The sequence below is a fragment of the Limosilactobacillus coleohominis genome, assembly GCF_016901675.1.
Taxonomy (GTDB): domain Bacteria; phylum Bacillota; class Bacilli; order Lactobacillales; family Lactobacillaceae; genus Limosilactobacillus; species Limosilactobacillus intestinavium.
Window position 1 is genome coordinate 1 of the sequence record NZ_JACJKU010000042.1, and the last position, 14940, is coordinate 14940.

Annotated in this window: 15 protein-coding genes; 11 read left to right on the plus strand and 4 right to left on the minus strand. The window is 36.5% G+C overall.

Features of this window, described 5'->3' with window-relative positions; genetic code table 11:
* Window positions 1–277: 277 nt before the first annotated feature.
* Window positions 278–1390, plus strand: a complete 1113-nt coding sequence (wecB, locus tag H5975_RS05040) for a non-hydrolyzing UDP-N-acetylglucosamine 2-epimerase (protein WP_204785146.1) — start codon at window positions 278–280, stop codon at window positions 1388–1390.
* 115 nt (window positions 1391–1505) lie between these two features.
* Here wecB and H5975_RS05045 read toward each other — a convergent pair whose 3' ends face one another.
* Window positions 1506–1937: a GtrA family protein gene (locus tag H5975_RS05045; protein ID WP_204785148.1), complete on the minus strand. Its 432-nt coding sequence runs from the start codon at window positions 1935–1937 to the stop codon at window positions 1506–1508.
* A 10-nt stretch (window positions 1938–1947) separates the two neighbouring features.
* Window positions 1948–2394: a flavodoxin gene (locus H5975_RS05050; protein WP_204785161.1), complete on the minus strand. Its 447-nt coding sequence runs from the start codon at window positions 2392–2394 to the stop codon at window positions 1948–1950.
* A gap of 106 nt (window positions 2395–2500) precedes the next feature.
* Between H5975_RS05050 and map the strand changes: the two genes are divergently transcribed.
* The 5 genes from map to H5975_RS05075 all read left to right on the plus strand — a co-directional run bounded on the left by map (window position 2501) and on the right by H5975_RS05075 (window position 8180).
* Window positions 2501–3361, plus strand: coding sequence for a type I methionyl aminopeptidase (gene map, locus H5975_RS05055; RefSeq protein ID WP_204785149.1), 861 nt, complete (start codon window positions 2501–2503; stop codon window positions 3359–3361).
* Window positions 3362–3503: 142 nt separating this feature from the next.
* Window positions 3504–4016, plus strand: a complete 513-nt coding sequence (locus H5975_RS05060; protein WP_204785150.1) for a hypothetical protein — start codon at window positions 3504–3506, stop codon at window positions 4014–4016.
* Window positions 3964–6444 carry a sulfatase-like hydrolase/transferase gene (locus H5975_RS09075; protein WP_204785151.1) on the plus strand — a complete coding sequence of 827 codons (2481 nt, stop codon included), beginning with the start codon at window positions 3964–3966 and terminating at the stop codon, window positions 6442–6444. The genes H5975_RS05060 and H5975_RS09075 overlap by 53 nt, the downstream gene beginning before the upstream one ends.
* Window positions 6445–6668: 224 nt before the next feature.
* Window positions 6669–7127 (plus strand): IS200/IS605 family transposase, encoded by a 459-nt coding sequence (tnpA, locus tag H5975_RS05070; protein WP_204785152.1) that lies wholly within the window; start codon window positions 6669–6671, stop codon window positions 7125–7127.
* A 162-nt stretch (window positions 7128–7289) separates the two neighbouring features.
* Window positions 7290–8180, plus strand: a complete 891-nt coding sequence (locus H5975_RS05075; RefSeq protein WP_204785153.1) for a YihY/virulence factor BrkB family protein — start codon at window positions 7290–7292, stop codon at window positions 8178–8180.
* Between the two features lie 38 nt (window positions 8181–8218).
* Here H5975_RS05075 and H5975_RS05080 read toward each other — a convergent pair whose 3' ends face one another.
* Together H5975_RS05080 and H5975_RS05085 are read right to left on the minus strand one after the other, a co-directional pair.
* Entirely contained in the window at window positions 8219–8452 is a 234-nt protein-coding gene (locus H5975_RS05080) for a DUF2922 domain-containing protein (RefSeq protein WP_204785154.1), read from the minus strand.
* Between the two features lie 13 nt (window positions 8453–8465).
* Window positions 8466–8672, minus strand: coding sequence for a hypothetical protein (locus H5975_RS05085; RefSeq protein WP_204785155.1), 207 nt, complete (start codon window positions 8670–8672; stop codon window positions 8466–8468).
* 97 nt (window positions 8673–8769) lie between these two features.
* On the opposite strand from H5975_RS05085, the gene recX reads away from it, so the two are divergent.
* From recX to H5975_RS05110, 5 genes are all read left to right on the plus strand, one after another.
* On the plus strand, window positions 8770–9570 hold the full coding sequence (gene recX / locus H5975_RS05090; protein ID WP_204785156.1) for a recombination regulator RecX: 801 nt from the start codon (window positions 8770–8772) through the stop codon (window positions 9568–9570).
* 187 nt (window positions 9571–9757) lie between these two features.
* Entirely contained in the window at window positions 9758–12100 is a 2343-nt protein-coding gene (locus H5975_RS05095) for a glycoside hydrolase family 73 protein (protein ID WP_204785157.1), read from the plus strand.
* 147 nt (window positions 12101–12247) lie between these two features.
* Window positions 12248–12898 (plus strand): sugar transferase, encoded by a 651-nt coding sequence (locus tag H5975_RS05100; protein WP_204785158.1) that lies wholly within the window; start codon window positions 12248–12250, stop codon window positions 12896–12898.
* 9 nt (window positions 12899–12907) lie between these two features.
* Complete coding sequence (locus H5975_RS05105) at window positions 12908–13672, plus strand: DUF4422 domain-containing protein (protein ID WP_204785159.1); 765 nt, start codon at window positions 12908–12910, stop codon at window positions 13670–13672.
* A 101-nt stretch (window positions 13673–13773) separates the two neighbouring features.
* On the plus strand, window positions 13774–14940 hold a 1167-nt coding region (locus H5975_RS05110; RefSeq protein ID WP_204785160.1), incomplete at its 3' end, for a polymerase.

Sequence of the window (14940 nt, forward strand, 5' to 3'; positions counted from 1 at the left end):
AAAATAAAAGAGTCACATACCCTAAAAGTATGTAACTCGTAAAACTATACCAATTTAGCGAAAATTTCACGATTTTGTTAAACCAACACTAAATGATGTAGAGCCAATACAAAAGCGACCATTAGCAATCTGCTAATGGTCGTTTTTGGTTGTGTTTCAAATTAACAATAAGTTCATAGAATCATCATCTTTTTCTCAATTTTGGACAGTAGTTTTGTGAAATAAATTGCGGTACAATTAATTATGAAATTTTTCTTAAGAAAGGAGCGACGACATTATGGGACAACTGCGGATTATGACCTTGTTTGGGACCCGAGCCGAAGTGATCAAAATGGCCCCCATCATTAAGTTGATGAAGCAAGATCCAGATACGTTTGAGCCAGTGATTGTCGTTGCTTCAAAACAGTATCAACAGCTTCACCAAGCAATGAGTTTTCTTGGCATTGAATCCGACTTCGATCTAAATGTCAAATCAAGTGCGGAAATTGGTATGATTGAGCAATTGAGCCAACTATTGCACAATGTTCAAACGGTGATTAGTGCCGCTCAACCAGATATGTTGATGGTGTTGGGTGATACGATTACCACGCTTTCAGCTAGTTTAGCCGCGTTTTATAATCAAATTCCTGTCGCCCACGTTGAAGCGGGACTGCGAACTTATGATAAGCTGAATCCATTTCCTGATGAAATGCAGCGTCACTTAACGGACACGCTAAGTGATGTCTTTTTTGCACCAACCGAGCAAGCACGGGAAAACTTGATCAATGAAAGCATAGCTCCAGAGCGCATTTTTGTGACTGGAAATACCATTGTTGATACGGTTACGCAATACTACGATCCTAATTATCAAAGCAAGCTGCTGGATACAATTCCAGAAAACCATGAGTTTGCATTGCTGACGATGGGACGGGTAGAAAACACTGGTTTACCTATGGAGCGGGTTTTCCGAACGATGCGTGATGTGATTGAGACGAACCCAAACTTAGAACTGATTTGTCCGGTAGCAACTGATTCAGCCGCTTTTGGGATTGCAACCGAGATTCTATCTAACCGTGATCGCATTCATGTATTGCCATTGATGGATTTAGGCGACTTTTTGAACACCGCTGCCCGCAGCAAATTCATTCTGACGGATTCAGCCGGAACTGTTGAAGAGGCCTCTGTCTTTCATAAGCCGGTACTGTTATTGCGTAAAAATACGGAACGGCAGGAAGCCATCCAAGCTGGAACGGCTAAGGTAGTTGGTACCGACCCAACGAGTATTCAACAGGCCGTGTTCTCATTGCTTAATGATAAGAAATACTATAATCAAATGACGTCTGGTGGACAGATCTTTGGAGATGGTCATGCAGCGGATAAAATTGTGGACATTATTAAACGTGAATTCTGAAGACAAATCTATGGTTATACCAAGATTGCCGCTTGGGACCTCAATTTTAACCGTAAATAACAAAAAAAGCCCCGCTGTGTTCGAATGGAACACAACGGGGCTTGTGTAGTTAATACTACTTAACCTTATCATTGCTTTTGAAAATTAGCCATTTTGAGAAAATGTAATTAGCGACAACGACCACCACGTTATCTAAAGTTTTCGCGATTAATTGTTGGATTGGCGACCGCATTCCTAGAACACTTAACGCTAACCACATGAATGCCATATCCATTAATAGGGTCACACCACGGTAAAAGAAGAATTCTACAATTTCAATCCAAAAGGCTTTCCACGTAGTGTAAGGTGAGCCAAAGACCCAGACCTTATTAGTGAAGAAAGCGACCAGTACTGATACAAACCAGGCGATTACGGTTGCTACTTCGTAATTCCAGTGCAGACCGGTACTTAACCATTGATAGGAAGCAATGTTGACAACGGTTGTGATGACACCCCAGAAAAGGTAGGCAACAACCTGTTTATATTTATCCCATAGCTGTTTTATCATTAGCAATTACCTACTGAGCTTTCTTAACTAAATCAGCGACAAATTGATCAAGAGTTTTAATGTCATCTTCATCTGGAGCTAAATTAATGTGAACATTGTCAGCTCCCTTGGTAGCGCCAGCTTTGGCGAAAGCTTCACCAAACTTGTCGACGGCAACGCAGAAGTCATCGGCATAGGCAGTATCGCCAGAACCAGCGACACCATAGACTTTACCCTTTAAATCTGCTTCTTGAAGGTCATCAAAGAAATCTAATCCTTCGTCTGGCAAAGCCCCTTCGTCGTATGTATATGGACAAACGACACAAATATCAGCGTCGGCAAAATCAGCAACGTCTGCCATCGTCATTTCATTTTCTTCTACTTCAACACCGTGATCTTCTAAAGCATCAGTCACAATGTCAGCCACATCCTCGTTATTACCAGTGATGGTGGCAAAAACAACAACTGCTTTCATGATAATTCCTCCGTTCCAGTTAAATGCACAGGCTAGTATATCACAAAAGCGGTGGGTTGCGGATAGTGATATACTATATTAGTGAGATTTTAAATAAGGGGTAATATGAATGATTAGTCTTAAATCACCACGGGAAATCCGTGCGATGGAAGTTGCTGGTGCTGCTTTAGCAGGTTTGCATATCGGCTTACAAAAGATTGTGCGTCCAGGAATTTCCTCATGGGTCATTGAAGAATTTGCGCGGAAGTACTTTAAAGCAGCTGGTGCTAAAGCAGAACAAATTGGTTTTGAAGGGTACAAGTATGCGACCTGTGTCAGTGTCAATGACGAAATTTGTCACGGCTTTCCGCGGAAGAAGTTAATTTTAAAAGACGGTGACTTAGTAAAGATTGATACCGTTGTGAGTGTGGATGGGGCATTTTCCGATTCATGCTGGTCCTATGCGGTTGGCGAAGTTAAACCAGAAATCAAGAAGTTAATGGATGTCACTAAAAAGGCTTTGTATATGGGCATTGACCAATGTGTCCCTGGTAACCGGATCGGTGACATTGGTGCGGTTATTCAACATTACACGGAAGATGAGAATGGTTATGGTGACGTACGGGAATTCGTTGGTCATGGGATTCAACCAACCATGCACGAAGATCCAATGGTGCCACATTATGGTGAACACGGCCAAGGGATTCGTCTGCGCAAGGGAATGACCATTACGGTAGAACCAATGATTAATACCGGTACTTGGGAAGCTGATACTAGTGATCCTAATGGTTGGTTGGCCAAAACCGCGGATGGTGGTTGGTCTTGCCAATATGAACATACTTTGGTCATTACTGATGATGGGCCAAAGATTTTGACTTCCCAGGATCCAGAAGCGGATGCTAAGTATATGTATGATGATGAATATGCAAGGGATCTGAAGCATTATTCAGACATTGCACTGAAGGTTGCTAATCAGTACGAAGAGAAATAAAAATTATAGTTTTTATTTTGATAGCAATCTTGTTTAACAATATAGCTAGCGGTAATATGTATATAGATCATACCTCCACATAAAAGGGGTTGCCTTGAGGTAATTCCCGAACGTGGAGTTTTTTTAATGGAGAAATCAAGTTATGAATTCAAAGAAAGTTTCATTATTAATCCTTAACTTTAGCTTAGGGTTAATGATTCTTAATAGTTGGCTATGGAATCCTCAATTACCTTTTTTATATTATGCAGCAAACGATTCAAAAATGACGGTAATACAAATTGTCCATGTTCTATTAAATGTGGTGACAACCTTCGTATTATTAAAAATGGGACAAAACTTTGCTCAACAAAGGAGCCAGTTTGTTGTAGTAATAAACAGCTGGCTTTTAGTGATTGCTATAGGGGGAGTAGAAACAATAATTAATTTATTGTGGAAACAACAATTTTCATTTGCAGATTTGATCAATACGTTCTTTCCTTTAACACGAAATATTGTTCCACTAGTTATGGCAGTGATTCTTGGCAGATATTTTTTGCCATCAATAACTAAATTACAACAACATGATCGGTATCAATTGGCATTGACCATTATTTTGGGACTAGGTGCCAGTTCCTTATTTAATATTGATATCTGGGGGGGGTACAAACACCTATAACCTTTCATTATCATTATTCTTGATGGTTTTAGGAGGATTCCTTTTTGATTTTAAATTTTCAACGAGAATGAAGAGGTCTAAAGTTAAAATCGGTTTATTATTTTTAGCAAATATTATTTTGGCTGGGATTATGCCCAAAATTTCATTATCTTATAATGATGGTTTTAGGAGCGCAAGTCGTTTTTCTAATCCTTCTAATATACTCACGGTTTTGATTGCGGTCGGTATTTTTACGTTAATTAGGCAAAAATTTGATATTGTTAAGTATTATTTTATTTTATTATTTATGATATTTGGTACCTATCCAACGATGGTTAACAATTTTATTGCGGTATTAAATGGTCATTTTAAGAGTGGATTATTTAGATATTCGTTTATGGCTTTGTCAGTTATTTTGTTATTAGTGATAAGCTTTTATTTTGCAAAGCTTATACATCGTGTTGCAGAAACTAATGTATATAAACGATATTCCTATAACGTTGAATCTTTGCAGCACCCTGGTGGTTTGATAAAAGGGCTAAAAATAATTTGGCAAAAATATAGTTACGACCTTGTTGCGCTGGTAGTTATTTATATTGTTTCCATTTGTTCATTTTTGGTAATGAATAACAGTCTACATATAACTCCGAATGTAGATCGAACTTATAATGTTTTCATTTTTACCTTTTTTAATCGGCAATCTTTAATATTATTAACTACGCTTTTAGTTTGGATAATGTTTAAATTTTTCCAGGCGTTAACCAATCGTTTTTGGTGGGGGATTGGGATTACTTTAATCTTTTATATTGTTTGGATTATATCTAATATAATTAAAATCAACGCGCGTAATGAACCTATTCTTCCGTCAGAAGTTGTAATGTATCAAGCTTATTCAAGTTTGATTAAAATGGTTAATCCGGTAATACTATTATCATCGTTGGTTGTGATTATATGTTTATGTATTGTGATTATTTTCTTAAATCATAAATATGTTTTCAGACAATTAAGTTTGTTAAGCAGATTAGTATATATCGGAGTAGCAATTTTAATTTATGGTAGTTGTTTGTTTTGGAACCATGAGGGAACACCAATCCAATCCTTTATGGCGGGAATGAATGATCAACCAATGCCTTATAACCAATTAAGCGGGTCACGGTTAAATGGTCCATTAATTCAATTTATGAATAATGTTGATATAAAGGTAATGGATAAGCCAAGTGATTATTCAAGATTTACAATGGAAAAAATTATGGAACGTTATCGGTTGTCTGCACGTTCTATTAATAAGGCACGATCAAATGATTTAAACAAGCAAACTATCATTTTGAATTTAAGTGAGAGTTATTCTAATCCAGAACGGGTTCCTGGAATTAAACTAAAAGCTGATCCAATGCCATTTGTAAAGTCTATGAAAAAGTCGACAACCAGTGGTTTAATGATTAGCTCGGGGTATGGTGGAGGAACGGCTAATATGGAATATATGTCCTTAACTGGATTGGTACTAGCCAATTTTTCGCCAACGCTGGTTACTCCATTTACCCAATTGGTACCATTCAGCAATCATCCATGGTCATTTAATCAATTATTCCATGAATCATCAGTGATTCACCCATATGTTGGTACTTTTTATAGTAGAACGACTGTTTATAAGAAATTTGGTTTTGACAAGTTCATTCATTTAGGTAGTAAATATAAAATTCGCCATCAAAAGAAGATTGATCGAAGTCCTTATTTATCAGACTATACTTCCTATGCTAATACTATTGATAAGTTAAATTCATATACAAGGACACAATTTATTAGCTTAGTAACAATGCAGAACCACTTTCCTTATACGGAACACTTTTACAATGGTGCTAACAAATACCAGGCATTTATTAAGAAAGCATCAACAGATCCGGAAACAGTTGCCCAATATGCAATGGGACTACATTATACAGATTTAGCATTGAAAGAATTTATTCATAAAATTAATAAAATGCCGCAACCAATTACAATCGTTTTCTATGGTGATCATTTACCAGGAATTTATGCAAATGATATGAATAAATATGGCCTTAAATTGCATGAAACGGACTATTTTATTTATTCTAATCCTGCAGCCCGTCGAAATGGTGCCAAGCAGAAGATTGATTCAGATAATGTTGTTGGACCTAATGATTTTATATCGATGGTTGCGCAACAAACAAACTCAAAAGTGACACCATATATTGCTTTATTAACAATGGTGCACAGAAAATTACCAGCTGTTTCACTAAAAACAAACACTTCAACCGCAAATGAATATCATTCATCACCACAATTTGTAAATGAAAAAGGTGAGATAGTTTCATCTAAGCATCTTACTAAAAAGCAAAAACAATTATGGAAAGATTATTTATTGGTTCAATACGATATGACATCAGGTAAACATTATTTAGAAAGTTCTTTTTTTCAAAAGAGTGAGTAAGACGTTCTAAAGTAATTCACAAAAAAGATGCGTTCATGTTAAAATGGACGCATCTTTAATTATTAATGTCTTTAGACCTAGTTGAGTACGTAAGCAATGCGCACGTACGAAACAAAAAACCACCCGCTATGCGGGTGGGCAAAATTATATAAATAAATAGCTCTTTTGCCTTAAGATGTAGGTGTTCAAGCCAAAATCAAGAAGGGAAAAGAGGTAAACAAAAAATGGCTAATAAATTAAATAGCCTTGCGCATACAAAGTGGTTATGTAAATACCATATTGTATTCATACCAAAGTATAGACGGAAAGTAATTTACAATCAATATCGTCGAGATTTAAAAGATTACTTGAAACTACTATGTAAATATAAAGGCGTAGAGATTATAGAAGGACATTTAATGCCTGATCATGTACATTTGTTAGTAAGTATTCCACCTAAGTTAAGTGTTGCTCAATTTATGGGTTACTTAAAAGGTAAGAGTGCATTAATGATGTTTGATCATCATGCAAATTTAAAGTACAGATTTGGCAATCGTCATTTTTGGGCTGAAGGTTATTATGTCAGTACGGTTGGACTAAACGAATCTACGATTCGCAAGTATATTCGCGATCAAGAAAAGCATGATCAAGCCATAGATAAATTGACCACAGTAGAATACTCTGACCCTTTTAAGGGTAAGTAAAGTAATACGAATACCACTGAAAGTGGGCGCAAAGTAGTCAGAGCATTTTGGCTTGAACGAAAGAGAAAAGCCAGCGCCTTGAGACGCTGGCTAGTTTTTGCGGCTTATAGCCGCTGTGCAAACCACCCGTTTTACGGGTGGTCATGATTTGGAAGGCAAAGTATGGAACGGCAATCGAGTAAGTTAAGACAATTTATGGCAGTCTTTTTACACCATTTTCAAATGGCGCAAATATCCGCATCGGCTGCCGTTTTAGCATACTATACTTTATTGTCTATTTTTCCTGCCATCCTAGTGGTGGGTAACTTGTTGCCAATGGTGGGGGTTAATGCTGATACGGTCCTGAGCTATCTGCAGACGGCGGTACCATCCTCTGTGTTTTCATTTATCAAACCGATCGTTTATGATTTTTTAAGTAACGGTAGTGGTGGAATGTTAACCACTGGAGCAATTATTGCACTCTGGTCTACTAGTCAAGGAATTGCGGCGTTTCAACGGAGTGTTAACCATGCCTATGGGGTGGCAGAAAACCAGAATCCCATTATCAACCGGACCGTTTCTTTTATTTGGATGTTGGTAGTGATTCTAATCTTGTTCTTGTTGGCCTTGACCTATGGGCTAGGTGAAGATATTCTGCAAAAACTGCAGCCTATCTTTCATTTTAACGTTTCATATATTCGAACGTTTGCCCAGTTAAAGTGGCCAGTAACCTTCCTGAGCTTATTTATTGCGCTTACCCTGCTATATTATTTTGTCCCCAATGCGCGGGTTAGACTGCGGTATGTGGTCGTGGGAGCCATCATTGTAGCCCTTCTCTGGATGGGCTTGTCACGAGTATTTTCGATGTATGCACAACTGCTTAACAGGCGAATTACATCGTATCGTACCATCGGGGCTTTCATTGCTATGATGATCTGGTTAGATTTTTCTGGAATGCTGGTCATGATTGGGGCAACGATCAATGCTACATTGCAAGAAGAACATGAAGGAGAAATTAGAGAACGCCGGCACTTAATTCAATGGATTCGTGATACAAGAAAACAGGATAAATAAAAAAAGGCCAGGCAATGCCTGGCCTTCGATGTTATGAGCTATGCTTGTGGTTGAGCCTCTTTAAAGATAATTTCATCAGTAGTAGTAACGTACTTAGCGGATGCTGGACGAATGTATAGCACATCGTCATCTTTGCCGAATAACTTACTGTCGACAATCTTTTGCATGGCTGCGCGGACAGTACTTTCGTCTAATTGATCATTAGCGTAGTTGATTTTTAGCACATGTCCTTTGCCTAAGCTACCTTTGAATGATAAGTTTAAAGTTTTCATAAATGGTTACCTCCTAGTCCTGCGCGATGAGTTGAGAGTTAGTGAGTGTAATACTTTGAACAGTTTCACCTGTTAAAGTCATTACAGCGTCAATAAAGGTAGTAATTTGATCATCTGTTGGGTTAGCGCAAACGTTGTTAAACGTCCGGATGATCCCATCTGGATGAGTGGTGCTCGTAACCTTGACTTGTAACTTGTTAGACTTAAATTGATGTTGCATTATTCAAACTCCTCAATGTTATTTAGTAAGTGTGATCACGTCTTACATATACTAATAACGAAATGAGAACGGAAAAGTACACGGAGAAATTTAAAAAATGTCAAAAAAGATTACCAAAATTGAAGCACAAAAGCATCAGGGGCGCTATAACGTCTATATGGATGGGCAATTTGCTTTTCCAGTAGCGGAGAGTGTGCTGATAAAATTCCGGTTAATGAAAGGCATGGAATTAGATGCGGCTCAAATTGCTGAGATTACGACTGATGACCAAATAGCGAAGGCGTATGGGCGGATGTTGGATTATTTGTCCCATCAATTACGTACTGAACAAGAAGTGGTTCAAAAAATGCACGACCTGCATATCCCTGAGGAATATATTGAACCAGTTTTAAAGAAGTTACGTTACGAACGATTATTAGATGATCATAACTATGCTGCTAGTTATGTGCGGACGGTGATGCGGACAGAATTAAAGGGCCCAGGCGTGATTCGACAAAAACTACGCTTCAAGGGCGTGGGCGAGCTTGATATTGATGATTCTTTACAACAATTTACAGAAGAACGGCAAATTGAGAATGCCACTAAGCTAGCGCAGAAACTATTTAGACGATATCATGCACAACCAACGCGCCGGCGGGAAGAAAAAGTACGGCAAGGATTAATCACAAATGGGTACCAGGCTGACATTTTTAACATGGTGAAAGACGAAGTAGAACCAGCTGAAGACCTGACACAACAAAATGAATTATTAAATTTGCAGGCGGAAAAAGCAGTTAAAAAATATCGCCAATATCAGGGATATGAACGCCAAATGAAGATCAAACAAAACTTGTATCGCAAGGGATTTGACCTAGATGATATTGATGATTGGATTACGGAACATAACGTTAATGATTGATAAATTGCTTTATTTTTAAGGCGATTAGAGATATAAATGAAAGTGATGTTATTGAATTTGAGATAACATCTGTTTGTAAAGAGAATGTAATAACGAAGTGTTATGATACATTTTGTACGTAAGAACTAAATAATTATTGAATAAATGATTAAATTTTGTATAGCAAAAAAGGAGTATTTTCCAAGTAATGGTAAATCAAAATAAAAAAAGTAAATCAATTAAGGTTATCTTACCAGTAATTTTTACTTTTAGTGCTTCGCTTTTCATGTTTCATGGACAAGCACATGCGGATACGACGACTGATACTACACAAAATCAAACGACCATAAGTGCTAGTGCTGGAAACAGTAATGGTAATAATGGAAACTCAAATAATAATGATAATAACGAGCAAAATAATAACACTTTGATGATTCAAAGTAACAGTATTTCTACCACTGCTACGGAACAATTTGATGAATCAAAGGTGGCACAGGTTACTAATACTGACCCTACAAAGGGAGCAGTTGACTTAGATCAGAATGCTGTGAAATCTGCTAATGCAAAAGTACCTTCTGAAGTTCAAGCAATTATTTCTCCTAATAATTACAATACGTCTGCTGGCCCTCAAAATGCATCAGGTCAGTATTCTGGTACTGAAGGTCTTAATACTAGTGGATTATCCCAGTCCCAGATTAATTTCTTAGCAAGTATCCATGATGGGGCACTTTCTGGATGGAAAAATTATGGAGTTTTACCGTCAGTTACGGCTGCTCAAGCTATCATTGAAAGTGGTTGGGGTCAATCAGCTTTAAGTACTGAAGGTCATAATTTATTTGGCATTAAGGGAAGTTATAATGGTCAGTCTATTAACATGATGACTCGGGAAGTCTATGGTGGACGAAGTGTCTATGTAAATGCAGCTTTCCGTCGTTATGATAATAATTCTCAAAGTGTAGACGACCACGGACGCTTCTTAGCTGTCAATAGTCGTTACCATAACCTTTTATGGCAAAAGGATTATCGAACTGTTACTAGCTTGATTCGGCAGGATGGTTATGCAACTGACCCTAGTTATACCACCACACTGAATTCTGTTATTCAGCGTTATAATTTAACCGAATGGGATCGTCAGGCTATTCAGGGTGTCACAAACACTGGTAATTTAGATGATGTTTCAGTTCATGTTGATCAGCTTCATTTAGCTGGTTGGCATGCTTCAAATGATTATAATTCTTCAATGAAGCACTTTATCATTATCATTGATGCTAATACTAAGCAGGAACTATACCGGTCCGAAGTTGCTGGTAACTACCGCCCTGATGTTCAAAATGTATATTCAAACCTTAAAATTGCGGGATGGGGTGGATTTGATATTAAAATCCCATACTCCAGTAATTTAACTGGCCATCAGATTCAAGTTGTGTCTCGATACACATATAAAACAAATGGTGAACCAGATGGAGGTCAAGATATTTATTTCAATCCGGTAGATTTAAATAGCAATGTTGCATTTTTAGATAATTTTGATATTAATGCTGCCACTAATACATTAAAGGTTTCTGGTTGGCATGCTACAAATAATTCAATTGATGAACCATATCACTTCATTATTGTTTATGATGCAACAAAGGGCCAAGAAATCGGCCGGTATAAAGTTGATACTACCAGTCGAAGCGATGTAGCTAATGCATATGGTATTTATGGTGCTGGTAATTCAGGATTTAATTTAAATATCAAACTTAATAATTTACCAGTAAACGATCAAATCCAAATTATTTCTCGTTACAGTGATCAACTGGATGGGGAAGGAAATAAGACAGATTATTGGTTTGCACCAAAGACGTTTAATACTAATAATGGTAATTTAGATTCCTTTGAAATTAAAAATAATAAACTGCATATCTCTGGTTGGCAGGCTTCTGATGCTAGTGTTAACCAAAAAAATCACTTTATTATTATTTATGACAAGACTAAGGGCAAGGAAATCAAGCGAATCTTAGTTCCATCAGTTAACCGGAGTGATGTTCAAAAGGCTTATCCAAACATTGCTAATTCAGGTAAATCTGGCTTTGATATCACTACTGATTTTGATCCGGCATATGCAGGTGATGAAATACAAATTATTTCTCGTTACAGTGATCAATCTAATGGTGAAGGCAACAAGACGGACATCTGGTTTAGTCCTAAAACATTTACAGAAAATGATGGGAACTTAGATAGTTTTACTGCTAACGGGAACACATTGAAGGTTTCTGGTTGGCATGCAACTGATCAAAGTGCTGGGAAACCATATCACTTCATTATCCTTTATGATGCCACATTAGGTCGCGAAATTATACGGAAGGTAATTGCTTCTGTAGAACGTCCGGATGTTCAAAAGGCTTACCCAGGTGTTTATGACTCTGAAAAATCAGGCTTTAGTACTTCGTTTGAAGTTCCGGGTCAATTTACAGGTCACAAGCTACAAATTATATCTCGGTATAGTGACAAACCAACTGGTGAAGGGAATTATGTTGATTACTGGTTTAGTCCAGTTAAATTTGATTAGTATCTAAAAGAGATGTTAATGCTTTCTGTTCAGAAAATGAATGGAAGGTATTTTTATTTAATCTATAAGTTTTGCTAAATTGCTTTTCATTTTAAGAATAACTGGTATTATGTATTAAGTATGTTTATTTAATTGAGAGAAAATACCATGAATAAGAAAATAATTATTGATGAAAATAAATTAAATCATCAATACGGGTATCGAATTACTAAAAGATTATTTGGCATTATTATGTCTACCATCGCATTAGTGGTCATTAGTCCTATACTTTTGATTATCGGTATCTGTATAAAAATTGATGATCCCCATGGGCCAGTCTTCTATAAACAGGAACGGGTTGGCAAAGATGGTAAACTATTTGAAATTTTTAAATTTAGATCGATGGTTTCAAATGCTGATGAATTGTTAGAACAGCTTCGTTTTAAAAATGAGATCAACGGAGCAATGTTTAAGATGAAAAATGATCCTCGTGTAACTAGGGTTGGGAGAGTAATCCGAAAATATAGTTTGGATGAACTCCCACAACTTGTGAACGTCATTAAGGGGGATATGAGCATTGTAGGTCCTCGTCCACCACTACCAAGCGAAGTTGCTAAATATTCAAAATATGATAAGCAACGTTTAATGGTTACTCCAGGAGCGACCGGCTTGTGGCAAGTAGGTGGCAGGAATGACGTTGACTTTGATACAATGGTACAGCTAGATCTGACATATATTAAACATCGATCAATCTGGCTAGACTTAAAAATTATGTTAAAAACTGTTTTAATTATGATAAAACCGAATGGTGCTTATTAAGGGAGAACAATGGACGTTAAAGTATTAGTAGCAGCGCATAAAAATTATCAGATGCCGACGGATAAACTTTATCTGCCGGTTTTTGTTGGTAAAGAATTACATCCTGATGTCAATAAGACTTTTCAAGGTGATAATACAGGCGACAATATTTCTATCAAAAACTCAACTTACAACGAATTAACAGCTATTTATTGGGGATGGAAGAACCTAACTGATTTGGATGCGATGGGATTGGTTCACTATCGCCGTTATTTAAGCCTAAATCATCAGAAAGATTTGGCAAGTGTTCTGAGCACACAGCAAGTTGAACAGCTTTTAAGTAAATACGACATTATTTTGCCTGAAAAACGGCGGTATTATATTGAAACAAATGAGTCACATTATTTGCATGCTCACCATCATGAACCGTTTGAAGTAATGGAAAAAGTCATTAAGGAAGATTATCCAGAATACTATGGTTCCTTTAAAAAAGTGATGAAGCGAACATGGGCACATATGTTTAACATGTTTATTATGAAGAGACAGCCGTTAGATGAGTATTGTACGTGGATGTTTGACGTGCTTGCTAAAGTCGAACAGCAAACTGATATTTCTACCTATTCCGTCTATGAACAGCGAGTTTATGGTTTTTTAAGTGAATTGCTATTAGACGTTTGGCTAGATCAAAATCCACAATATTCAACTTATGAAGCCAAGTATGTCTTCATGGAACATACCAATTGGTTAATTAAAGGTGGCAATTTTATCAAGCGTAAAATTACAGGGCATGCTTAATGTTAGTAAGTAATCTTTTAGTAACTTTTGTTTGCTAAAAGAACTGTGTCTTTAATAAGTAATGAAATTAATTCAAACCTTTTTAGAAAGGAGTTGGCAAGTTGGAAAAGAGCAATTCTTTAGTTAAACTTTGGGATCAGCCCATTAATGGTCGTCAAATATATTTTGTTGCCTTTTTATGTTACTTTTTGCCAACGTTTTTAAGTGAAACAACTTTCTCAATGACAATTGACAATCATTGGTTAAGAATATTATCTTATGTATCATTACCATTGCTGTTATTTAAAATATACGTTTTAGATCATTGGCAAAAGAAAGAACTTTTCATAATTTCGATTGCGATGATTATCGGATTAATAGTTTGGCGGAAGGCTTCTTATCCTGATTTATTAGTCCTTGCGCCATTTATGATTGGTGCTAAAAACGTGAATTTTAGAGATATTGTTCGTTGGTATTTTTACTTAACAGTAATTTTGATGGGGACATTGGTGGCTTTTTCTTTAATTAGAATAATCCCCAATCTTATATATCATTCCGAATTAAGGCCCACTAGATATTCTCTGGGGATGCTTTACCCATCTGTTATTGCAGCACACTATCTATATTTAGTATTAGCCTATAGTTATTTAAAATTTGGCCGTCTGAATATTAGTGATTATCTTTTGTTTGTTTTAGGTGATTATGTATGTATGCGGCTAACGGATACAAAATTAGATTTTATTGCAACTTTGATTGTCATTCCGATAATGATAATCACCCAGCGCGCTTTTTTTAGAAAACCGTTGTCTAGTAAAATTGCTTCATTTTGGTGGATGGCTACTCCAATTTCAGCAACGGTTATGATCTTTCTTTCATATTTTTATACTCCCTCTAACCATTTACTTTATAAAGTGAACTCTTTGCTTTCAGACAGATTGTCATTAGGTCATGAAGCGTTTGAAAAGTATCGGGTAAATTTATTTGGTAGAACGATTATTGAACATTCATTTGCGGGTGCTGAAGGACATAAGTTTGCTAGTGGCGGCCTTCAAAATCACTATTTTTACATTGATTCCTCATACATCCGAATGATTTTATTGTGGGGATTAGTGGCATTCCTTATCGTAATTTGTTGTTTAACTTTTATTGCGATTAGGTCAACGGTTCGTAAAACATATATTGTGTCAGCGGTTCTTTTGATAGCATCGTTAAGTTTTATGTTTGAACCCCATATTATTCAAATTATTTATAATCCATTTATATTAGCTTTATTTTCTAATAGTTATTAC

What these genes read in the sequence shown, in the direction of transcription:
- wecB (WP_204785146.1), top strand. Translation starts at nt 278, where the DNA reads ATGGGACAACTGCGGATTATGACCTTGTTTGGGACCCGAGCCGAAGTG.
- H5975_RS05045 (WP_204785148.1), bottom strand. Translation starts at nt 1,937, where the DNA reads ATGATAAAACAGCTATGGGATAAATATAAACAGGTTGTTGCCTACCTT.
- map (WP_204785149.1), top strand. Translation starts at nt 2,501, where the DNA reads ATGATTAGTCTTAAATCACCACGGGAAATCCGTGCGATGGAAGTTGCT.
- H5975_RS05060 (WP_204785150.1), top strand. Translation starts at nt 3,504, where the DNA reads ATGAATTCAAAGAAAGTTTCATTATTAATCCTTAACTTTAGCTTAGGG.
- tnpA (WP_204785152.1), top strand. Translation starts at nt 6,669, where the DNA reads ATGGCTAATAAATTAAATAGCCTTGCGCATACAAAGTGGTTATGTAAA.
- H5975_RS05075 (WP_204785153.1), top strand. Translation starts at nt 7,290, where the DNA reads ATGGAACGGCAATCGAGTAAGTTAAGACAATTTATGGCAGTCTTTTTA.
- H5975_RS05080 (WP_204785154.1), bottom strand. Translation starts at nt 8,452, where the DNA reads ATGAAAACTTTAAACTTATCATTCAAAGGTAGCTTAGGCAAAGGACAT.
- H5975_RS05085 (WP_204785155.1), bottom strand. Translation starts at nt 8,672, where the DNA reads ATGCAACATCAATTTAAGTCTAACAAGTTACAAGTCAAGGTTACGAGC.
- recX (WP_204785156.1), top strand. Translation starts at nt 8,770, where the DNA reads ATGTCAAAAAAGATTACCAAAATTGAAGCACAAAAGCATCAGGGGCGC.
- H5975_RS05095 (WP_204785157.1), top strand. Translation starts at nt 9,758, where the DNA reads ATGGTAAATCAAAATAAAAAAAGTAAATCAATTAAGGTTATCTTACCA.
- H5975_RS05100 (WP_204785158.1), top strand. Translation starts at nt 12,248, where the DNA reads ATGAATAAGAAAATAATTATTGATGAAAATAAATTAAATCATCAATAC.
- H5975_RS05105 (WP_204785159.1), top strand. Translation starts at nt 12,908, where the DNA reads ATGGACGTTAAAGTATTAGTAGCAGCGCATAAAAATTATCAGATGCCG.